Origin of the sequence: Flagellimonas aequoris, assembly GCF_003584165.1 — a bacterium.
Classification (GTDB): domain Bacteria; phylum Bacteroidota; class Bacteroidia; order Flavobacteriales; family Flavobacteriaceae; genus Flagellimonas; species Flagellimonas aequoris.
On sequence record NZ_QXFJ01000023.1, the window covers coordinates 380331 to 403203 of the forward strand.

At 43.9% G+C, this 22873-nt stretch carries 20 protein-coding genes; 17 read left to right on the plus strand and 3 right to left on the minus strand.

The genetic code is table 11. The features are described from left to right. The first annotated feature begins 15 nt into the window (after window positions 1-15). The 3 genes from D2U88_RS10365 to D2U88_RS10375 all read left to right on the plus strand — a co-directional run bounded on the left by D2U88_RS10365 (window position 16) and on the right by D2U88_RS10375 (window position 4856). The gene (locus D2U88_RS10365) at window positions 16-1161 is read left to right on the plus strand and encodes an alpha/beta hydrolase (protein ID WP_119640502.1); all 1146 of its coding nucleotides are present in this window, start codon (window positions 16-18) and stop codon (window positions 1159-1161) included. 124 nt (window positions 1162-1285) lie between these two features. After that, entirely contained in the window at window positions 1286-2644 is a 1359-nt protein-coding gene (gene radA, locus D2U88_RS10370) for a DNA repair protein RadA (protein WP_119640503.1), read from the plus strand. Between the two features lie 58 nt (window positions 2645-2702). After that, window positions 2703-4856 (plus strand): outer membrane protein assembly factor BamB family protein, encoded by a 2154-nt coding sequence (locus D2U88_RS10375; protein WP_119640504.1) that lies wholly within the window; start codon window positions 2703-2705, stop codon window positions 4854-4856. A 15-nt stretch (window positions 4857-4871) separates the two neighbouring features. On the opposite strand, the gene D2U88_RS10380 is transcribed toward D2U88_RS10375, so the two are convergent. Both D2U88_RS10380 and D2U88_RS10385 read right to left on the minus strand, forming a co-directional pair. Continuing rightward, complete coding sequence (locus tag D2U88_RS10380; RefSeq protein ID WP_119640505.1) at window positions 4872-5912, minus strand: NADP(H)-dependent aldo-keto reductase; 1041 nt, start codon at window positions 5910-5912, stop codon at window positions 4872-4874. 60 nt (window positions 5913-5972) lie between these two features. Continuing rightward, on the minus strand, window positions 5973-6737 hold the full coding sequence (locus D2U88_RS10385; protein ID WP_119640506.1) for an exodeoxyribonuclease III: 765 nt from the start codon (window positions 6735-6737) through the stop codon (window positions 5973-5975). Window positions 6738-6869: 132 nt separating this feature from the next. Between D2U88_RS10385 and D2U88_RS10390 the strand changes: the two genes are divergently transcribed. The 8 genes from D2U88_RS10390 (at window position 6870) to D2U88_RS10425 (ending at window position 16059) form a co-directional block, all read left to right on the plus strand. Further along, entirely contained in the window at window positions 6870-7424 is a 555-nt protein-coding gene (locus D2U88_RS10390) for a cysteine hydrolase family protein (protein WP_119640657.1), read from the plus strand. Between the two features lie 36 nt (window positions 7425-7460). Next, window positions 7461-8567, plus strand: coding sequence for a Gfo/Idh/MocA family protein (locus tag D2U88_RS10395; protein WP_119640507.1), 1107 nt, complete (start codon window positions 7461-7463; stop codon window positions 8565-8567). A gap of 75 nt (window positions 8568-8642) precedes the next feature. Beyond that, window positions 8643-10658: a TonB-dependent receptor family protein gene (locus D2U88_RS10400; protein WP_235855772.1), complete on the plus strand. Its 2016-nt coding sequence runs from the start codon at window positions 8643-8645 to the stop codon at window positions 10656-10658. Window positions 10659-10705: 47 nt separating this feature from the next. Then, window positions 10706-11056 (plus strand): iron chaperone, encoded by a 351-nt coding sequence (locus D2U88_RS10405; RefSeq protein WP_119640508.1) that lies wholly within the window; start codon window positions 10706-10708, stop codon window positions 11054-11056. A gap of 120 nt (window positions 11057-11176) precedes the next feature. Beyond that, window positions 11177-11959 (plus strand): class I SAM-dependent methyltransferase, encoded by a 783-nt coding sequence (locus D2U88_RS10410; RefSeq protein ID WP_119640509.1) that lies wholly within the window; start codon window positions 11177-11179, stop codon window positions 11957-11959. A gap of 144 nt (window positions 11960-12103) precedes the next feature. Then, window positions 12104-13531: an amidohydrolase gene (locus D2U88_RS10415; RefSeq protein ID WP_119640510.1), complete on the plus strand. Its 1428-nt coding sequence runs from the start codon at window positions 12104-12106 to the stop codon at window positions 13529-13531. A 5-nt stretch (window positions 13532-13536) separates the two neighbouring features. Then, the gene (locus D2U88_RS10420) at window positions 13537-14517 is read left to right on the plus strand and encodes a metallophosphoesterase family protein (RefSeq protein WP_119640511.1); all 981 of its coding nucleotides are present in this window, start codon (window positions 13537-13539) and stop codon (window positions 14515-14517) included. A gap of 63 nt (window positions 14518-14580) precedes the next feature. Then, window positions 14581-16059 (plus strand): M28 family peptidase, encoded by a 1479-nt coding sequence (locus D2U88_RS10425; RefSeq protein ID WP_119640512.1) that lies wholly within the window; start codon window positions 14581-14583, stop codon window positions 16057-16059. 49 nt (window positions 16060-16108) lie between these two features. On the opposite strand, the gene D2U88_RS10430 is transcribed toward D2U88_RS10425, so the two are convergent. After that, window positions 16109-16924: a hypothetical protein gene (locus tag D2U88_RS10430; RefSeq protein WP_119640513.1), complete on the minus strand. Its 816-nt coding sequence runs from the start codon at window positions 16922-16924 to the stop codon at window positions 16109-16111. Window positions 16925-17300: 376 nt separating this feature from the next. On the opposite strand from D2U88_RS10430, the gene D2U88_RS10435 reads away from it, so the two are divergent. The 6 genes from D2U88_RS10435 (at window position 17301) to D2U88_RS10460 (ending at window position 22852) form a co-directional block, all read left to right on the plus strand. Then, a complete protein-coding gene (locus tag D2U88_RS10435; protein ID WP_119640514.1) occupies window positions 17301-17561 on the plus strand; it encodes an autorepressor SdpR family transcription factor in 261 nt (86 codons plus the stop codon). Continuing rightward, window positions 17558-18205, plus strand: coding sequence for an SdpI family protein (locus D2U88_RS10440; RefSeq protein ID WP_119640515.1), 648 nt, complete (start codon window positions 17558-17560; stop codon window positions 18203-18205). Before D2U88_RS10435 ends, D2U88_RS10440 begins: the two co-directional genes overlap by 4 nt. Window positions 18206-18259: 54 nt before the next feature. After that, window positions 18260-18652, plus strand: coding sequence for a hypothetical protein (locus D2U88_RS10445; RefSeq protein WP_119640516.1), 393 nt, complete (start codon window positions 18260-18262; stop codon window positions 18650-18652). A 73-nt stretch (window positions 18653-18725) separates the two neighbouring features. Beyond that, window positions 18726-20363 (plus strand): 7TM-DISM domain-containing protein, encoded by a 1638-nt coding sequence (locus D2U88_RS10450; RefSeq protein WP_119640517.1) that lies wholly within the window; start codon window positions 18726-18728, stop codon window positions 20361-20363. 150 nt (window positions 20364-20513) lie between these two features. Continuing rightward, window positions 20514-22193 carry a hypothetical protein gene (locus D2U88_RS10455; protein ID WP_119640518.1) on the plus strand — a complete coding sequence of 560 codons (1680 nt, stop codon included), beginning with the start codon at window positions 20514-20516 and terminating at the stop codon, window positions 22191-22193. A 146-nt stretch (window positions 22194-22339) separates the two neighbouring features. Continuing rightward, window positions 22340-22852, plus strand: coding sequence for a DUF3124 domain-containing protein (locus D2U88_RS10460; protein WP_119640519.1), 513 nt, complete (start codon window positions 22340-22342; stop codon window positions 22850-22852). Window positions 22853-22873 lie beyond the last annotated feature (21 nt).

Sequence of the window (22873 nt, forward strand, 5' to 3'; positions counted from 1 at the left end):
CCTAAATCTTAACCAATGAAAAAACGGCTGTTAGTTGTTTTAATAGGCTTGTTGGGCCTGAAACTTGGTGCCCAAGTCAAAAAGGAGATTTTTGAATCCTTCAAACTACAGGAGAGAAGGAATGTTTCCTATTATTTTCCCGAGGACTATTCCGAAGAAAAAACATATCCCCTTTTGGTGGTTTTGGATGCCGAGTACTTGTTCGACCTTGTGGTTGCCAACGCCAAGTTCCAAAGCCGAATGGACCGCATGCCGGAAGTGATCATTGTGGGTGTGGATCAAGGAAAAAATGATATCCGACAAGAAGATTGTGCCTATGATGAACAATCGGGACTACCGACCGAAAAAGGAAAAATGTTCTACGAATTTTTGGGCACGGAACTTATTCCCTATTTGGCGACGACATACAAAGTAGCACCCTTCAAAATGTTCATCGGCTATGACATTACGGCCAATTTTGGCAATTACTTTCTGTTCAAGGACAAGTCCTTTTTCAATGCTTATGTGAGCATTTCACCCATATTTGCCCCCGAAATGGAAAATAGGGTCCCTGAAAGATTATCAGCCCTAGACCAAGTCATTTTTTACAATGTGATCGTAGAAAAGGAAGCTTCGGACGATAGGCAGCGAATCCTTCAAATGAACCACAGTATCAATTCCATCACCAAGGAATCCCTGCATTATTTCTTTGATGAATATGAGCATGCAGACCATGTTTCCATCGCGGCCTATGGTATAACCAAGGCTTTTGACAATGTGTTCAAAATCTTCAGGCCCATTAGTCCAAAGGAGTACAAGACCAGCATCCTGACATCCACCGAACCAGCCTTTAAATATCTGGAGGACCGATATACCATGATCGAGGACCTCTTCGGTTTTTCCAAGCCTGTGGAACTGAACGATATTATGGCCATTTATGCCGCTTGCAGGAAAAAGGAGGATTATGAATCCCTTAAACCGTTGGCGGAACTTTGCAAGAAACAATATCCTGATACCATGATGGGTTTTTATTTTGAAGGGGAATATTATGAGCAGATCGGAGAGCCCAAGAAAGCTTTCAAGACCTTCGAAAAAGCCTTCCAAATGGAGGAAATCGATTTCTTGACCAAGGATATGGCCCTTGAAAAAATTGATGCCCTTAAAGCAGATTTTGGGTATTAGATTATTGGATTGTTAGACATTTAGATGATTGGACATCTCTTTCCAAAAATCGAGCAATCCAAAAATCCGATAGTCCAATCCTCCATCTAAATCCATATCTTTAGGCCTTCACCTAATTTGAGGAATGGCCAAGACCAAAACAGCTTTTTTTTGCCAAAACTGTGGCACCCAATATGCCAAATGGGTAGGCCAATGTTCTTCTTGTAAGGAATGGAACACCATTGTGGAAGAAGTGGTCCAGAAGGAAGAAAAAAGGAGTTGGAAAACCGATACCTCATCGGTAAAACAGGCCAGCAAACCGCTTCGTGTTTCCGAGATCACACACGAAAAAGAACTTCGCTTGGATACGTTGGACCAAGAGTTCAATCGTGTTTTGGGCGGAGGATTAGTTCCCGGTTCCTTAACGTTGTTGGGCGGAGAACCAGGAATAGGGAAAAGCACCTTATTACTTCAGATTGCCTTAAAACTACCGTATAAAACCCTTTATGTTTCCGGTGAGGAAAGCCAACGACAAATCAAGATGCGTGCGGACCGTATTCAACCCAAAAGCGAAAATTGCTACATCCTCACTGAAACCAAGACCCAAAACATCTTTCAACAGATTGCCGCCTTGGAACCCGATTTGGTGGTCATCGACTCCATCCAGACCTTGCACACCGATTATATTGAATCCGCGGCTGGAAGCATTTCCCAAATCCGTGAGTGTGCCGCAGAGCTGATCAAATTCGCCAAGGAAAGCCACACACCCGTTATTTTGGTGGGACATATCACCAAAGACGGAACCATCGCGGGACCAAAGATTTTGGAGCATATGGTGGATACCGTTCTCCAATTTGAAGGCGATCGTAACTACGTCTACAGAATCCTTCGTTCGCTAAAAAACCGTTTTGGCTCTACGGCTGAACTGGGCATTTATGAAATGCAAGGAAGTGGACTACGCGAAGTGAACAATCCTTCTGAAGTATTGATTTCCAAAAATGAGGAAGATTTAAGTGGAACCGCCATTGCGGCTACTGTGGAAGGCATGCGCCCATTGTTGATAGAAATTCAGGCATTGGTAAGTACTGCCGTTTATGGAACACCACAGCGTTCCGCTACGGGGTTCAACGCTAAACGCTTGAATATGCTTTTGGCTGTTCTTGAAAAAAGGGCAGGGTTTAAATTGGCCGCCAAGGATGTTTTTTTGAATATCACCGGGGGCATTTCTGTGGACGATCCCGCCATCGACCTTGCTGTCATGGCCGCCATATTGTCCAGCAATGCGGACATATCAATTGAAAAGGGCATCTGTTTTGCCGCGGAAGTAGGCCTTGCCGGGGAAATCCGTCCCGTACAGCGCGTGGACCAACGCATTCTGGAAGCTGAAAAACTAGGCTTCTCCACCATTTTTGTTTCCAAAAACAATAAAATCGGCTTAAAGAACACGGGGATCCAAATCCGAAAAGTTTCCAAAATTGAGGATGTGGTAGATTTCCTTTTTTAACCTCCTTTTCAAAAGTTTCCCTTTTTAAAACCTATATTTAGGAAACCTTCCAATGCACATGAAACGATTTTCGCTTTTCCTGTTGGTTGCCCTATTGGCATCCTGTTCAGATGAAAAAACCACACCTTCCAGCAAAGACTACTTTACCACCTGGGAACATTATTTAGGCGACCCGGAGCGCACCCACTACTCCAACCTCGACCAAATTGACACCGCAAACGTTGGCCGATTAAAATTGGCCTGGAGCTATAAAAGTGGGGGGCTTCAAGAAGGAAGAACTACACAAATCCAGACCAGCCCATTGGTGATTGATGGCGTTCTTTATGGAGTGAATGCTGCCATAGAACTCTTCGCTATCGACGCCACTAGCGGCAAGGAAATTTGGAAATTCAAACCTGTTTCCAAAGACGAATCCGGCTTGGGTATGAACCGAGGACTGAACTATTGGAAATCTAAAGGTGATGAACCCAGTCGCTTCTTTTTTACTTCTGGACCACGACTTTTTGCCATCGACATTGCAACGGGCAAACCCATTCCTTCCTTTGGAAATAATGGAAGTATCGATCTAAGGGAAGGTCTAGGTCGGGATCCCGAAAAACAGTCTGTGGTATCCAATACCCCTGGAGCCATTTTTGAAAATATACTGATCCAGGGTACTCGTGTTGGTGAAGGACCCGGAGCCTCTCCAGGACATATCCGTGCTTATGATGTAATTACAGGAAAGATTGTCTGGACCTTTCATACCATTCCACAACCTGGTGAGTTTGGTTTTGATACTTGGCCTACCGATGCCTACAAAACGGTCGGTGGCGCCAACAGTTGGCCTGGCATGGCCATGGACCTTGAACGGGGCATTGTTTACATCCCCACCGGATCTGCCGCTTTTGATTGGTATGGAGGAGATCGGGAAGGAGCCAATCTTTTTGCCAATTCCCTTTTGGCATTGAATGCCAAAACCGGGGAACGTATTTGGCATTTTCAAATGGTGCACCATGATATTTGGGACCGTGACCCACCCGCTCCACCCAATTTATTGGAAATTAAAAGAGATGGAAAAATCATTCCCGCCGTGGCACAAGTAACCAAGAGCGGGCATGTTTTTGTGTTCAACCGAGAAACGGGCGAGCCCTTGTTTCCTGTTGAGGAAAAAGCCTATCCCAGTTCCAAACTGATAGGTGAAAAGGCCTATGCCACACAACCCCTTCCCTTGAAACCAGAACCCTTTGCACGTCAAATTTTGACCGAGAACGACCTATATGCTCCCAACGAAAAAGCCTTTGTGGATGACTTGGTGAAGGGCAACAAAAGTGATGATGCCCCAACCGTTTTGGAAAAATTCAAGTCCATAACCTCCAACGGGCAATTTATACCAATGGATACCACAGGCGTAATCCTCTTTCCCGGTGCCGATGGAGGTGCGGAATGGGGAGGCGCTGCTGTTGATCCTCGAAACGGGGTCATGTACGTGAACGGAAATGAAATGGCATGGATTATTAAAATGAAGGCTGTTGGAGGGGATAACAATACCCATATGGGGCAGTCCTTGGCACAAATTCATTGCGCCCGTTGCCATGGTGGCGAGCTGGAAGGACTGGCGGGAATTCCTGAACTTCAAAATGTGAAATTACGCTTGCAGCCTGATTCCATCAAGACCATCATACAAAAAGGAAGGGGCGCCATGCCTGGAATGCCTAATCTTTCCGAAGATGAAGTTGATGCATTGGCTGAATTCCTGACCGATAGGGAACAAGCTAAGGACCATCGGGTGGAAAAAATCAAAATTGATGTACCCTATTCCGTAGCCAGTTTTGCACGGTTTAAGGATGATAGAGGTTATCCTGTGGTAAAACCGCCATGGGGCACATTGAATGCCATCGACCTGAACACAGGCGAATATCTTTGGAAAATCCCTTTGGGTCATGAGAAAAGTCTGGACGACCCCAATGTCCCTGTTTCAGGGCTTGAAAATTACGGCGGCCCCGTAATCACCAAAGGTGGGGTACTGTTTATTGCTGCCACCAAGGATGAAAAAATCCGCGCCTTCAACATGAAGACTGGACAAAAAATGTGGGAAGATCAATTGCCTGCTGGTGGTTATGCCACTCCCATCACCTACCAAGTGGATGGCAAACAGTACATCGTCATCTCCTGTGGTGGAGGTAAAATGGGTACGGCTTCAGGTGACGAATACCGTGCTTATGCTTTGGAATAAGGTTATGGAATAAGGTTATGGAGCAGGGTTCGGAATGGCGTTATGGATGGCTTCAATACCCTCTAACACCTCATCCGAAAGGTCCACATCTATACTTTCAATATTTTCCTTGAGCTGTTCCATAGTGGTGGCCCCTATGATATTGCTCGTTAAAAAAGGACGGGTGTTCACAAAGGCCAAGGCCATTTGCGCCATGCTTAATCCGTGTTCCTTCGCCAATTGGGCATATTGTTCCGTAGCCTGGGTAGCCGTATCACTGCTGTATCTGCTGTAATTGGGGAAAAGGGTAATCCTTGCCTTTCTGGGTGGAATTTCCGATAAATATTTACCGCTGAGCACCCCAAACGCCATGGGCGAGTAGGCCAACAACCCTATTTTTTCCCTTGTGGAAATTTCAGAAAGTCCCACCTCGAACAAACGGTTCAACAAACTATAGGGGTTTTGTATGGTGAGCATTCTGGGCAAGGACTGGTGTACCTTGCTTTCCTCCAAATAGCGCATGGTTCCCCAAGGGGTTTCGTTGGAAAGTCCCACGTGCCTGATTTTTCCTTCGGCGATCAGGTCTCGAAGGGTTTCCAAAATCTGGTGGATGTTATCTTCCCAAACCTCAATGGCATGGGCATTGAATCCCCGTTGTCCAAAATAATTGGTGTTCCGTTCGGGCCAGTGCAATTGGTATAGGTCGATATAATCCGTTTGCAGACGTTTTAAACTTCCTTCTACCGCACCAATAATGGATTCTTTACTGAACCCGGTGCTACGGATATGTTTACCTCCATGTCCAGGTCCCGAAATCTTGGAAGCCAAGACCACTTTATCCCGGTTCCCTGTCTTTTTGAACCAGTTCCCAATGAATTCTTCCGTTACCGCATACAATTCCTTTTTGGGTGGAATGGGATATAATTCCGCAGTATCGAAAAAATTCACCCCTTGATCTAAGGCATAATCCATTTGTTCAAAGGCTTCATCCTGGGTGTTTTGTCGTCCCCAGGTCATCGTCCCCAAACAAATTTTACTGATCCTGATATCGGTATGTGGAATTCTGGTGTATTTCATGTTTCGTTATTTAGGACGGGTAAAGGTACTCAAACCAATAAATCGAACTTTACCCAAATATTATTTTTCAATCTCCAACAAAATGGGGCAGTGGTCACTGTGTACTGCCTGGGACAAGATGACGGAACGCTTCAATCTATCTTTTAAAGGCTCTGCCACCATACCATAATCCAAACGCCAACCCTTGTTATTGGCACGGGCATTGGCACGGTAGGTCCACCAAGTGTAGTTGTTTGGCTCTTTATTGAAATGCCGGAAACTGTCAATAAAACCACTTTTGATGAAATTACCGATCCATTCCCTTTCCACTGGCAAAAACCCGGAGACATTTTTGTTTCGGATCGGATCATGGATGTCAATAGCCTCGTGACAGATATTGTAATCCCCACAAACGATCAAGTTAGGCCTCTCCTTTCGAAGGTCATTGGCATAATCATGAAAATCTGCCATGTACATCAATTTGTGATCCAATCGGTCCAGATTGGTACCAGAGGGCAGGTACATACTCATGACCGAAAGATCTCCATAATCGGCGCGGATGTTTCTTCCCTCAAAATCCATATAATCGATGCCAGTACCATATTCCACATGATCGGGCTCTTCTTTACAAAGTAAGGCAACACCGCTATAACCCTTCTTTTGGGCACTGTACCAATAATGGAACGGATACCCTGCTTCTTCCAAAACGGAAGTGTCCACCTGCTCTTTCATGGCCTTGGTTTCTTGCAGGCAGACCACATCGGGATCCACGGCCTTCAACCAGTCTACAAATCCTTTGTTGAGCGCAGCGCGGATGCCGTTCACGTTGTAGGAAACAATCTTCATTTATTAAATTTCGTCTAAAATAGCCATTGTGAACGGGTCGTGAAAATTGAATTTTCCAATAGTCCCATCAGACAAAAGAATTGTAGATGATGCATGGTTTTGGTTTACTTTTATGAACAAATCCCTTTTGGCATGAAGGCCCTTCTCTTGATCGATATTCAATCCGGTTTACAGGAAACCGCCTATTACGGCACTGAACGGAACAATCCACAAGCTGAGGAAAACTGCGCAAAAATCTTGAAGGCATTTCGAGATAAAAAGTTTCCCGTTTTTCATGTGATGCACAATTCCACCAATCCTGCATCACCCCTTTATCCCGGCAAAAAGGGAAATGGCATCCATCCTTTGGTGGAACCTATTGAGGGCGAGCCTGTTTTTCAAAAAAAAGTGAACAGTGCCTTTATAGGAACCGATTTGGAGATTGCCTTGATCGCCCAAAATATTACCGATTTGGTGATTGTTGGACTTACACTAGAACATTGCATATCCACCTCGGTGCGCATGGCCGCCAATTTGGGGTTCCATGTTACCTTGATTTCCGATGCGACGGCCGCATTCGACAAAATTGGGTTCGATGGAAAAAGATATAGCGCCGAATTGATCCATCAAACCGAACTGGCCAACCTGAAGGATGAATTTGCCTTGATACAGAATACCTCCACTTTCTTGGCAGAACTTGATAATTAGTTCCTATTTTTATAAAGCACATAAATCAATCAACCCATGGTACGTTTCATTTTGGTCTGTCTGACCTTTGCCCTGATGCCCGCTACAACTATTTTTTCACAAACCGAACCCCTAAAAATTGGGGTCGCCGGTCTTTCCCATTCCCACGTACATGGGATATTAGGGAGGGAAGATATGGGTGACATCAAAATTGTGGGCATCGCCGAACCCAATCGTGAATTGGCCCAACGTTATGCCAATCAACATGGCTTTTCCATGGATTTGGTCTATGATAGTTTGGAAGAAATGATTGCCGCCACCCACCCTGAAGCCGTGACCGCCTTTGGTTCCATTTACGATCATTTAAAGGTGGTGGAGACCTGTGCTCCCAAAGGTATTCACGTGATGGTGGAAAAGCCTTTGGCAGTTAGTGTGGATCATGCTAAAAAAATGAAGGCCCTTGCGGACAAGTACCATATTCAATTACTGACCAATTATGAGACTACTTGGTACCCGACCAATCACAAGGCCAAACAACTGCTTGATGATGGGAAAATAGGTGAACTTCGAAAAGTGATCGTACGCGATGGGCATAGGGGACCTGTCAAAATCGGGGTCAATAAAGAATTTTTGGACTGGCTTCAAGATCCAGTGCTCAATGGTGGTGGGGCCATTACCGATTTTGGTTGCTATGGCGCCAATTTAATGACCTGGTTAAAGAAAGGCCAAAAACCTATTTCGGTGACTGCCGTTACCCAACAACTCCAATCCGAAAACAACCCAAAAGTGGACGATGATGCCACCATTCTGCTTACCTATGATGATTCCATGGCCATTTTGGAACCTTCATGGAACTGGCCCATCGGCAGAAAGGATATGGAAATTTATGGGCTTACCGGGGCCATTTTTGCCGATAACCGAAATACGCTTCGGGTTCGCATGGCAGAAGGCTACGATGGGTTTCATGAAGAAAAGATGACGTTGGAAGAACGATCCAATCCTTATAATGATCCCTTCTCGCTTTTAGCTGCCGTAATCAGGGGAAAGGTAAAATTAAATCCTAGTGATCTGACGGCCCTGGAAAACAACATGACGGTCGTTGAAATTCTGGAAGCAGCCAAAGAAAGTGCCCAAAAAGGAAAAACCATAACCCTAAAAAAATAATTGCCCTTGTTCCCCAGTTTTTTACCCAGCCCTAGAATCCATTTTGTATTATTTCTTTTTTTTTCTACCAGTTCATTGTTTGCCCAAGATGTCCAAAAAGATTCCATTACACAATTGGATGAGGTTATTTTAATGGACGATGCCGTGCCCAAAAAAGCAACAGGCATTACGGCTTCTTCCACTATTGGCACCCAAACGTTTGAACGGTTCAATCCCGTAGATTTTCCATCTGCCATCAATCAAATTTCTGGGGTTTATATGCTCTCCGGGGCTTTGAACACCAACCGTATCACGATTCGCGGGGTTGGGGCCAGGACACCGTATGGCACGGACAAACTGCGTTTGTATTTTAATGGGATTCCTGTGACCAACGGTACGGGATTTTCAGCCATTGAGGCTTACGATTTTGAAAATCTAGGATCCATAGAGGTCATCAAAGGGCCAAAGGGAACGGCCTATGGTTCCAATTTAGGAGGAGCAATATTATTGCAGACCAAGACCTCTTCCATTGACGAGACCCGATTGACCAATACCTCAACATTTGGTTCGTATGCCATGCTGAAGGACAATCTTTCCTTTGTACATTCTGAAGAAAACTTTGCCCTCACCTTTGCCTATAACCATTTGGAAACAGATGGATATAGACAGAACAGTCAGTTCGAGCGTGATGGTTTTTTATTGAATACCGAATTTAAAATCAGTTCAAAAAGCAGTCTTTCCTTTTTAACGAATTATATTGATTACACCGCGCATATCGCCAGTTCCATCAACTTGACAGATTTTGAGGAAGATCCCACGAGAGCAGCATCCAATTGGTTGGCAGCACAAGGGTATGAAGCCAATAAATATGTTTTGACAGGGCTGTCGCATACTTACCGATTTTCAGAAAAGCTCAAAAATACCACCAGCTTATTTTATACCTATTTGGACCACTATGAGCCTAGACCCTTTGACATACTGGATGAATTTACCAATGGATTTGGATTTCGAAGTGTTTTTCAAGGACATCTGGCAAAGGCCCAATATGTGGTGGGAGGTGAATTATACAAGGATGAATACCACTGGGGTACTTTTGAAAATCTATATGCCGATAACAATGGCAATGGCAGTCTGCAAGGTGATCGCTTGAGTAAGAACACCGAGTTTAGGAGACAGTTCAATCTTTTTGGGTCCCTCACATATCCATTTTCCGAAGCTTTTTCGGCACAGTTGGGACTCAACCTCAACAAAACCCATTATACGTTTAACGACCTGTTCAATGAAGGGGATGCCAATACTTCCGCAGAACGGAATTTCGATGCTATTTTGATGCCCAATTTCGGCCTGAGATATTCGTTCAATTTTGGACAATTGTATGCCAATATCAGTCGTGGGTTCTCCAATCCAAGTCTGGAAGAAACCCTGACGCCCGATGGGGTCATCAACCCCGACATTGCGCAGGAAACAGGCACCAATTATGAACTGGGCAGCCAGTGGCTTCTTTGCCAAAATCGATTCTCCGTCAACGTGACCCTTTACCGGATGGACATCAAAAATCTTTTGGTGGCCCAACGTGTTGGGGAAGATCAATATATCGGCCGTAATGCAGGTCAAACCCGTCACCAAGGGTTGGAAATGGATCTGCGTTACCGAGCCAACGTGTCTCAAAAATTGACTGCAACGCCTTACGTTAGCTACACTTTTAGCGACCACAATTTTGTAGATTTTGTGGATGGCGACAACGACTACTCTGGTAACCCATTGACGGGCGTTCCCAAACATCGCCTGAGCACGGGGTTGGACCTTCAACATACCAATGGACTACAATGGAACCTTACCCATCAATTTGTGGACAACATTCCCCTTACCGATGCGAATACCGAGAGCAGCAGCTCCTATAATGTATTCAACACCAAACTGGGGTATCGCACGCAGTTATCCAACCACATGACATTGGGTTTGCACACAGGCATCAACAATATTTTTGATGAAAACTATGCACAATCTGTTCTCATCAACGCTGTCGGTTTTGGTGGAGCACAACCCCGTTATTTTTACCCAGGCAATGGACGTAATTTTTATGGTGGGGCACGCTTGTCCTATGTATTTTGATGAGTTAAATTTTCTACATTTATACAATCACCTCAATATCAGTACGTATGGATGAAGTTGATGAATACATTTCCAAGTTTCCAGAAGAGGCACAAGAAATCATGCAAAAGATCAGGGCCATTGTAAAAGATGTCGCCCCGGATGCTGTGGAACAAACCGCCTATGGCATGCCGGGCTACAAAACCCATGGTAAACCTTTGGTTTATTTTGCGGGATATAAAAACCATATCGGACTGTACGCCACCCCTTCGGGACATGAAAAATTTGCCGAAGAATTATCAAAGTACAAGCAAGGTAAAGGTTCTGTGCAATTTCCTTTGGACCAACCCATGCCTTATGATCTCATCAAAAGAATCGTGGTGTTCAGGGTACAGGAAAATGCTTCAAAAGCCAAATAAACGGCAACTATCAATTGGTTCGGGGCATCCATCAATTTTGCCCAATCCCTAACAACCCAACCTAGTATTTTCATCCCAAAATTGAACAAGGCAATTCATATTCCCTTGTTTTTTTAAAGGATGAAGAACGAAAGAACCATAGGGAACCTTTTGGTACACGGCATCAAAAGGTTATACCAGAAATCGAACTCAGAAAAAGACTTTCATGACGATTTCAAGGATAGGGTCTTTTGTCCAATCTGTGGCTCCTCGTTTCCCATTTTTGGCAGTGTCGGTGTTAAAAAAAGAAAGAATGCCCTGTGTCCGGAATGCCATTCGTTGGAACGGCACCGATTGATGTATCTTTATTTGGCTAATTTGGGTCTTTTTAATGATACCTACACCGTAACCTTACTCCATTTTGCTCCGGAAAAAGCGCTTTATCAAATTTTTTCCGAAGCCGAACACATTGAGTACCATCCTTGTGATCTCTCACCAAAAAGATTCAAATACCCTAAACCAATACCCGTTGAAAAGGTAGACATCACTGCTATTCCTTTTGAAAATGATACCTTTGACCTCATCATCTGCAACCATGTTCTAGAACACATCCCCGACGATAAAAAGGCTATGGATGAATTGTATCGGGTCATGAAAAAGGGTGGTCATGGGTATTTTCAGGTTCCCATTGATTACAATCGTATCAAGACCTATGAGGACTTTTCCCTGAACAAAAAATGGCAGCGAAAAATTGCTTTTGGCCAACACGACCATGTTCGGCATTATGCCAAAGACTATAAGGACAAACTGGCAGAACGTGGATTCAAGGTACACGTTGATGACTATGTAACCTGTTTTTCCAAGGAGGAGCAATTTAAACTGGGCCTAGATCCAGAAGAGCGCATTTATTTTTGTGAAAAATAGGGTCTTGGTAAGATAACACTTCTCTTTCATTTCCTTCGGAAATGACCTGCCATCCACTGGTTTTAAATATTATCTTTGGAAGAACCGCGATTTTGCATCGCCAACCAACTTTATAACCAAAACCCAACTACTAACTCTTTTACAATGAAAAACCAACTTTTACTCGCTTCCGCATTTGTGCTGATCTCTTCCATTTCCATGGCACAAAAGGACAAGAAAAAAATGATTGCCGACCTCGATGCCAAAAAAGACCATTATACTTCCATTGCCAAATCGCTTTGGGAAAATCCCGAATTGGGTTATCTGGAGGAAAAAAGTTCTGCGCTCTTGCAAGAAGAACTTAAAAAAGAAGGTTTTACCATTGAATCTGGTGTTGCGGGAATTCCAACCGCATTCACGGCCACCTATGGTTCCGGTAGTCCTGTCATCGGAGTGCTGGGGGAATTTGATGCCCTGCCCGGAATGTCACAGGAAGCCGTTCCTTTCCGAAAAGCAAGGGTAGTTGATGCTCCCGGACAAGCTTGCGGCCACCATTTGTTCGGTACCGGCTCCTTGGCCGCTGCCATTGCCGCCAAGGATTACTTAAAAGAATCCGGAAAATCGGGAACCATTCGTTTTTATGGTACCCCAGCCGAAGAAGGGGGCTCTGGAAAAGTGTATATGGTCCGGGCCGGACTTCTTAATGATGTGGATGCCATTGTTTCATGGCATGCAGGAGATAAGAACACAGCCAATCCCAGCACCAACCTCGCCACCATTTCAGGAAAATTCAGGTTTACCGGAAAGTCTTCTCATGCAGCCATGGCTCCCGAATTGGGTCGCTCTGCCCTTGATGGGGTAGAAGGCATGAACGATTTGGTGAACATGCTTCGCGAGCATACCACAGAACCCACCCGAATCCATTACATCATCACCAAAGGTGGCGATGCCCCAAATATTGTTCCCAAAGAAGCTGAAGTATATTATGTGGTTCGCCACTCCAACCGCCTTGAAGTGAAAGCCGTTTGGGACCGAGTGGTGAAAGCTGCCCAAGGTGCGGCCATCGGCACAGAGACTGAAATGAACTATGAAATCATTGGGGGAACTTATGAAAGATTGCCCAATGAAGCACTGGAAACCTTGTTGCATGCCAACATGACCCTAGTGGGTGGAGTAGACTATACCCCCGAGGATATTGCCTTTGCCAAGGAAATCCAAAAGACCTTGGGAACCCCAGGACCGATTGAAAGTGCAGGACAAGTACAACCTATGGAGTTCACCCATGGCAAGGCCTCTGCCGATACCGGTGATGTAAGCTGGAACACCCCCACAGGAGCCGTTACCGCCGCCACATGGGTGCCCGGAACTCCTGCCCACAGCTGGCAGGCCGTTGCCGCCGGTGGCACCGATATCGGTTACAAGGGAATGATGGTCGCCGCCAAAACCATGGCGCTCACTGCCATGGACCTCATCAAAAATCCAAAACTTTTGGAGCAGGTCAAGGCCGAATTCAATGAGCGTAGAGGTGCCGATTTTAAATACGAAGCCTTATTGGGCGATAGGGAACCCGCGCTGGATTATCGAAAAAAATAATCTTCATGAAAAATCATCACATTTTTATTGTAGCCCTGCTTTGCTTGGCGGGTTGCAAGCAACAGCCCGAACTTGTAGTCCCCATATTTGAACACGATATTTCCGAAGGGCCAAAACCTTGGACCAGTGAAGTCTTCGAGCCAACAGAGGATGACTTCACCTTTGCCATTATTTCCGATTTGAATGGAGGGGAACGCGAAGGCGTATATGCCACGGCCGTTCAACAATTGAACCAACTCGATCCCACCTTTGTGCTCAGTGTGGGGGATCTTATTGATGGTGGTACCGAAGTCGATTCCATATTGACCAAAGAATGGGACTCCTTTGACGAACGCACGGCCAAACTGAACATGCCCTTTTTCCATTTGGGAGGAAACCACGACCTCACCAACCCAAAAATGCGGGAGTTCTGGGAAAACCGTTTCGGTCCCCGTTATTATCATTTTGTGTATGATGATGTGCTTTTTCTGATGATGGATTCTGAAGATTATGAGGAAAAACGGATGATGGAAATCTATGAGGCCCGTGCCAAGGCACTAAAGATCATCGCAGGGGAAATTGAGGGGAAATATGAGGAATCGGAATACTACAGCATGCCCGAACGCAGTATTGGCGGCATGAGCAGTGCCCAGTTGGGTTATTTTACCGAAGTTTTGAAAAAATATCCGAATGTAAAATGGACGTTTGTACTCATGCATAAACCCTTGTGGATGCGGGAAGACGAAAAGGGGCTCGGTCCTTTGGAAGATGTGTTGGCAAATCGGGATTACACCGTGATCAACGGACATTTTCATTCGTTCTCCAATCGTATTCGAAAAGGGCACAGTTACACCATGCTAGGTACTACGGGAGGAAGCCAAAACCCTCAGGATTCCATGGCCTTTGATCATGTGACCCTGGTGCGGATGGCCAAAAAACCCGTGATCACCCACTTAAAAATGGAGGGTATCTTAAACGAACAAGGTGTGGTTCCCTCTGGGAAATAACCCAATTTGGTTTATCTTTAAAAACATCATGCATACTCATACACCAAACTAACTCGAATACTGATGAAAAATTTATTTACCCTTTGTTTTGCTTTTTTGTTGGTTGGAATCCTTTCGGCCCAGACCGATGAAGAAAAAGCGGCTTCCACAGTCAACGTAAACACTATAAAAAGCCACATCTATTTTTTGGCGGACGACCTGTTGGAAGGTCGCGAAGCAGGAACTCGTGGCAATAAGATAGCCGCAAGTTACTTGTCCAGCGAATTGCGAAGAAATGGGGCCCTACCTGTTCCTGGAACCGATTCCTACTACCAAAAATTTGATTTGGTACAGACGGGTGCCCCAAAATTTCTGGAACTGACCCTGAATGGTGTTGCCTATCCATTGCTGGCTTCCTTTACTATGCCCGCCATGGAACAATCTGGCGAAGCCATATTTTTGGGCTATGGCACCGAAGCGGATTTTAAGGGGAAAGATGTGAAGGATAAAATGGTGGTGGTCCTCGGGGGCAATGCACCAGGACAAGATCCCGGCCAAATGTTCCGAAGTAGTAGGGAGAAAGTAGAATTGGCCAAAACCATGGGTGCCAAAGGACTGGTGGAATTGGTCCAGTTTGATGAGGGCCTTTGGACCCGTATCCAGCATTACATGGGCAGTCGTACCGAAGTGAAGAATCCCAATGATGCTTCCGAAAATGTTGAAACACCCCATGTTTGGGTGAATACAAAGACCAACAATCCTGGTTTTGAAAAAGGCAAAATGCTATCCTACAACCTAAAATCTGATGGGCAGACCAAGACCACCTTGCATACCCAAAACGTGGTGGCCATCATGGAAGGTTCCGATCCACAACTCAAAAACGAATATGTGATCTACTCCGCCCATTACGATCATGTGGGCATTGGCCAACCGAATGCCGAAGGGGATTCCATCTATAACGGGGCACGTGATAATGCCATAGGGGTTACCGCGGTGCTTTCTATGGCGGAGAACTTGGGCAAGTATCCTACCAAGCGTTCGGCCCTGTTCATTTTGTTCACCGGTGAGGAAAAAGGCTTGCTGGGCAGCGAATACTATGCTGACCATCCCATGATTCCCTTGGACCAAGTTTCCTATTGTTTCAATACCGACGGCGGGGGTTATAACGATACCTCTTTGGCCACCATTATTGGTTTGGAACGCACTTCTGCCCAATCCTTGATTGAAAAGGGTGCCTCCACTTTTGGCCTAAAGGCCATTGGCGATCCCGCACCTGAACAAGGACTATTTGACCGTAGCGACAATGTGAGCTTTGCCAAAAAAGGGATTCCCGCCCCAACCTATTCCACCGGGTTCAGCAGTTTTAACGACGAAATCTTTAAATACTACCACCAGGCCAGTGACGAGGCCGACTCTTTGGATTACGGATATCTGTTGAAGTTTTACCAAGGGTATGTGCTCTCAGGTCGATTGATTGCCAATACCCAAGAAAAACTGTTCTGGAACGCGGGCGACAAATATGAGGAAGCTGGGAAGGCGTTGTACGAAAATTCAAATAAATAGAATAGTATGATTAAACTATATTGAAATGAGCAAATCCATCAACCTTTTATTAAAAATGTTGTGAAGTGAATCGCTTTTTAAGAATTGAATCCAATTCCTTCAGAAATAAATTTTTAGACTCCCAATTAGGTAACTTTAGAGTGTTAGAAAAAGAGAATTCCTTTTCAGTGAGCGGAATCTTAGTAGGGTCAATTAAATATATTCCATTTATATCTATTAAATAATAGTTTTTTATTGGATTCCTATTAAGATCAGTGCATTCAATTTTTATGTATGTTAAAAAATGAACTTTTTCATTGAAATCTTTGTTCATCTTTGGCACATAATATTTGTCAACTAAATCATTTGCCTCTTTATGTAATAGTCTCAAATTTGAACATTTAAATGAAGCAATTTGACCTTCCTTGATTTCCGGTCCAATAATTTCTTGACGATAGATTTGCATTGGAATTGAGTCCAAGAAATCAAAAGCCATATATTTATTAGTTTTAACAAACTCTTTTTCCATATCAATAATGAACATCTGAGTCAAAAAACTTATTTTTAAATTATAATAACCCCCACCATAATTATAGATGTCAATGATTTTATTTACATCCGTTCCCCAATACTCATTGACGCTATCGTTGATTTTTTCTCTATAGCTATTGGCACTAAAATTTGGTTGTAAAGATTGATATAGAAGTTTAGTTTGCGTATCTGCTATCTTGTTGGAATTGTAAGCAACGATTATCGCCATTAAACTTAAAAATGCTGCTCCAAAAGTTTCAAAATAAACCTTTGAGTCCTCAAAAAACAGTCTTATCCTAGACTTTTCAATAGACGATTGCTGTCTTGATTTCTTTTTCTTTTTTGAATTACCCATCTAATAATAATTTCGCATAGACAATTTATAATTCTCGATTTAAGTTAAGAATTCTGGAATTTATAATGCTTTAAATGCCATAGATAACTTACTATTTATATTTATCTCCTCATATTTACAATTCCACATTTTCTCAATCCAAAAAATTATAACCATAAATTTCCGTTTTATTGCTGACAAAACACTTTCAGGGTCCCACCACCATATCCAAAAGATGGGATGCTGAAACAAACCCAATGGTTATCGGGACAGCATGACCTTTTCACCCTTCATCCTTAACCCTTTTACCCAAAAAATCCCTTCACCCAAACCTTTTACCCAACTCATTTGCAAATCTCAATTAATATTTAGACATTTATCTAAATAACTAATCAAAATGAATTCGCTGTTCAAGGCCCTTAATGATGAAACCCGCAGGCAAATTATAGAGCTGCTCAAGGAAAAGGATATGAACGCGGGGGAGATCGCGGAACGCTTCAATATTTCAAAACCCAGTATTTCGCATCATTTGGACATCCTGCGCCAAGCGGACCTGGTCACCAGTGAAAAAAAAGGACAGTTTGTGGAATACTCCCTCAACACCACCATTTTGGAAGATCTGCTCAATTGGATACTAACCTTAAAAGATAAATCATGAAACTAAAAAAGGAACTCCCGCTAATCGGCATTGTTTTACTTCCGTTTCTCTATTTGATGTATGTGTGGAACCAACTGCCCGAACAGGTGCCATTGCACTACAACCTAAAAGGCGAAGTGGACCGTTATGGAGACAAATCGGAACTGATCATGATCCCCATCCTGTTGCCACTACTCATCTATTTGATTTTCTTGGCCGTACCCTACATCGACCCAAAAAAACAGATTCAAAAAATGGGCAACAAGTACGACACTTTAAAATTGATCCTCACCACATTCATGTCGGCCTTGGCCCTGTTCATCATCTACACGGCCAAAAACCAGACCTTGACCAATCCGAACATTATTTTCTTGATCATTGGGTTACTCTACCTTATTTTCGGGAACTATTTTAAGACCATCAAGGCCAATTACTTTATTGGCATCCGTACCCCATGGACCTTGGAAAGTGAATCCATTTGGAAAGAGACCCACAAACTGGGTGGTAAGGTTTGGTTCGTAGGCGGACTCTTGGTGATTGTTTGCAGTTTGCTCTTGAACAAAGAGGTCAATGCCAAGGTGTTTCTGGGCATTACCATCATCATTACACTTATCCCAATTGTGTATTCCTATCTGTTGTACCGAAAAGAAAAGCAAACCGCATAGAAAAGCCATTAAATTGTTCTAATTTTAGGGTAGGCCAATCCTAAAATCGGGTCTATGATCGTAAAGAACAGTTTTTTGATCTTTAAAAATGATTTCAAACACCGCACTTGGTTAGACTGGATACAATCCCATATCATGTTGGCCCCGCCTCCCTTTCGGTTTAAAGGCTCCGTTACTTTTGATGCCAGTGGCATTTCCTTTGTTGGTTTTGATATCTTTCACGATACCGAGGTGCAGTTCAACATACCCAAAGAAGAAATTGAACAACTGTACCACGGTTATGATGAAACCTTCAGTACTTTCCAGACACAGGGTTCTGGCACCACTTGGGCACCTATCCGGTTCACGTTTGCCCATGAAAATCCTCTGTACCTCATCGCTGAGTTCAATGGCATCTATTCGGCAAACGAGGAACTTTTTGAAGAGCTGAAAATGTGGCTGTCTTAAACCATCCACTATTTTAGTCCCCAAAAATGATTTAAGGGGATTCCTTATCTTAGTAAATGCATCACCCAATCCCATGAGGAACATACTCCTGTCCACCCTTTTTTTGGCCATTCTTCAATTTGGTCATTCACAATCTTTTGTAGTGGACAATGAACCTCTTGGGCAAAAAAAATTCTTGGATGATGAACAGGTTTTTATTTACCAAGATCCCGAAGGTGAATTGACCTTTGAGGCCATTGCACATCCCAGTTTCCAAAACAACTTTAAGCCCCGAAGTCAATTTAAAGACTATTCCAGCACAGGGATTCTTTGGTTGCGTTTCACCATTAAAAACAACACCGATCAAAGGAAGGATTTGGTCTTTTATGCCAATGACTGGGATGTCCAGTTCTTTACGTTGGACAAAACCAACGTCCCGATTTTTGCCCAACCCCAAGGGGTGTTAGTCAAAACTTACAATGACCATTTGTATAGTGGCGAGGATGCCGATGGTAAAATTGCGGACGATATTATGCCGTACAGCTCCAAAACCTATTATGTAAAGACCAAGGGGATTTTAAAGGAGTTGGCCTTTAAGGATTATGACTTTATTGCCGTGAGCGACCGCCAAAGTGCAGATTCCCGTGCATTGTTTGACCTATGGAGCATCGGGATTTATGCCGGAGTATTGTTGCTTATCCTGTTCGGGGACTTTTACCTTATGGTAACTGCCTACAAAAGGAGCTATTTGTTCTATGCCCTCTATAGCAGTTGCCACCTATTTTTCTTTACCGGATATTATCAAATCCCCACCTTATTCTCGTTTCAATGGCCGTTTTCCCATAGCCTCTTTCTACCCATCACAGCCATTCTGTACTTGGCGTTCATCCACAGTTACCTAAGCCTTTCTACTGTGAACAAGCTGATCAGTCGCCTCTTTAGAATCTATATATTTTTGGGAAGCCTTGTGATCCTGATACTGTTCTACCTCAACCTAACCGACATGGTGGCCTACTATAAACTGCTGCCATTGGCCAATAAAGTGAACCTGTTTTCCATTTTGGTGGGAACATTGTTGCTCATCAAAATACCTGGAAAGCTCAAATACTTTGTGTTTTTAGGGTCCGTATTCATCATTTTTGGAGCCACCCTAACCTGGATTACCCAGTACCACAATGCCTATGCGCAGACCTTTTTCTATTCCTTTGCCGGAAACGCTTTGGAAAAGATCACTTTCTTGTTCGGAATTTTCTACCTGCACAATCGGGAACAGAACGCTTCGCGGATCAAATTGATGAACGCCCAAAAGCAATTGGAACTCAGTCAACAGCAATTGACCAACTTCTCCAATTCCATCAAGGAAAAAAATCGGTTGATCGAAACCTTTGAGGCACAGATGGAGCAATCCAAGGACAACCAAACACAAAAACAAGAGTACATCAAGCAGTTGACAAACTCGATTATTCTAACCGAAGCGGATTGGGATAATTTCAAGTCTATTTTTGAAGAGGTGTACCCCAATTTTTTCTTTATGCTGAAGCAGGACTATCCTCAGATCACCCAAGCAGAAATCCGGTTAATTGCTATGTTAAAACTCAACCTGAACAATAAAGAAATTGGGGGCATGTTGGGCATAAGTCCGGAGAGCGTCATCAAGACCAAATACCGGTTGAAGAAAAAACTGGCCGAGTCCGAACAAGGGGATCTGGCCTCCCTTTTGGAAGAGATTTAATCCCCACAGCTCCTTTTTAAAACAGGCTCTCGGAACACCTGTTTTTACTATACTTTTCAAGTTGTCCATGGTTTTGTCCATAGCAGTTTTTAGGCTTCGGAGGGCGCCCGATCTAGTTTTGCTTGCAGTTAACCAAGTAAAATAAACATCATGAAAACAATGCTTTCACAAAAGTATCTACGCATCCTGTTACAACTTGGATGGGTAGCGTCCCTAATTTTTATCCTATCCTGTAGCAAGGATGGCGAAGATACTCCCCCTGAAATTTCTGAACCCATAAACGGTCATTTGGTGGAATCAGAAGGCATAGATCCCGAGGACCTTGGAGAGGAACACGGCAGTATTGGTATACTAATCGACATAAGGAATGTGGTACGAAAAGGATATATACCCACAGTTGCTGAAATAGATGTGGATGCACAGGAAGGAAATTATTCCACTTCCCTGGACATTGATGAATTCACTAATATGGCCCGTTTGGCCATCCCTGTTGCCGATTTGTCCGAAACTGCACTGTCCGAACTTCGTGATGGGGTTCCCCTTCACATCACCTTAAAGGAATCCAATGGGACTATAATATTGCAACAATCTTTTACTGCTGAATCCTTTCGGGAAAATGGCACCCGTGTGGTCATCGATGCTAAATCGTTGCCCTTGCTGGACAACAAATTGGTAATCAACACCGAGCTTCCGTATTACATTCATTTGGTCTATGACGGGCAATTTACCAACAGGATTTTGGAGTCGGGCAACCAAAGTGAGATAGAAGATTACCACTATACGGGCACCCCTTTTTCCATTGGACCAAAAGAAAATGCCATGAACATGGAAAACGTGTATACGCAATTTAAGTTGATACCGGTTTCAGGCAAAGAAGATACTTTTTACATTAAGGCGGTTTGGGGCGAATTCTATTTCAGCCACTGGATGGATACAGACTACTGGCTCTATTACAAGGAAGATGCAACCTCTTTACCCGTAGATTTTGAATTTACCATGGAAATACAGGAATCAGGCAATATTCGCATCAAAAATTATTTGGGAGATTACATACATGTGCACAAAGATTCAGAAGGCAATGTAAGCACCTTGATGCATACAAGCACTGGCGCCCCTGATGGTTCCATCGTTGGGGAATTCCGATTGATCCCCTCCACCATAAGATGGGAAGTGGAAAGTTTGGCCACCAAGTATTTGGAACCTATCCTTCCTTCGGTAAACACTTCTTTTGGCATCAACAGTACACTCTCCAACTGCACGTCGGGCACCTTGGAGCAAGAAGTGGTGTTTGAGGAAACCATTCAGACCACCACTACGGTAGCCTGGGAAGAATCCATAGAACTCACCTCCGAAAGTACCTCTTCCTTTTCGGCCACTGTTGGGGTGAGTACCTCCGTTTCCTTTTTTGGCCAAGGGGTCGATGTTTCTGCAGAAGCGACCAAAGAGTACAGTACCACCACTGGATTTGCCTCCAGCCAGACCCAATATCAAGATGCACAGAACACAAAATCCAATGTTTTTTCTGTTACCCGAAGCATAGAAGTACAACCTGGTTCCGCTGTTTTGGTGTATGATGCCTACCAAACCTACTCCAACGTCCAGATGCCTTTTATACAGCGCTTTCGTGTAAGGGGCACAGATACCGAAGATGGTATTGCTTTGACCGGTGAAGAAATTAAATCCCAGTTTATATTTAGTCATTTCAATGGGGTGATCACCAAAGTGGAAAGTGATTTTGTTGAGATAACCTTACGGGGCACCACCACACTGGATAATCTGGTAGATGCCAGAAATGATGCCATTGAAGTGGCAAACGATTGTGACGGATAAATAAAATTTGACCAACTTGGTTGCTGAAGCGGTTATCTTCCCCGGAAGGTGCCGCTTTTTGCGTACCCTTGGGTTTGATCATAACAGATTCTGCATAAAATTATAGCGAGCTAATCCGTATCTTAGTCTGTGTGCAATATAATACCATGAAGAAGCTTCTTTTAATTTTTTTGTCCGTCCTTGTCCTATCCTGCAATGAAAAAGCCCCAAAAGAGGTGAGTTCTGTAGATCCGGTCAACTGGAACAATCGCAAAGCGGATTTTTCAAAGGTCGACTCGTTGGTAATGGGCACTTCTTACCTCTCCGTGTATTCCGAAATTTATAGTGAAACGGAACATCGCACCCACCATCTCACCAGCACCATCAGCATGCGGAACACCAACTTAAAGGATACCATCTATATCAACAAAGCAGAATATTTTAACACCCAAGGTACCTCCATCCGCACTTACTTCGATTTTCCCATCTATATTAAACCTATGGAAACGGTGGAAATCGTGATTGATGAAAAGGACCGATCAGGTGGAACGGGGGCCAACTTTTTATTCCAATGGGCCACAAAACCCTCCTCCCACCAACCGTATTTTGAAGGGGTTATGATTTCCACTTCCGGGCAACAAGGGCTATCCTTTACCACCCAGGGAAGAAGAATCGAATAAGGACATGCAAGAACATTTGTC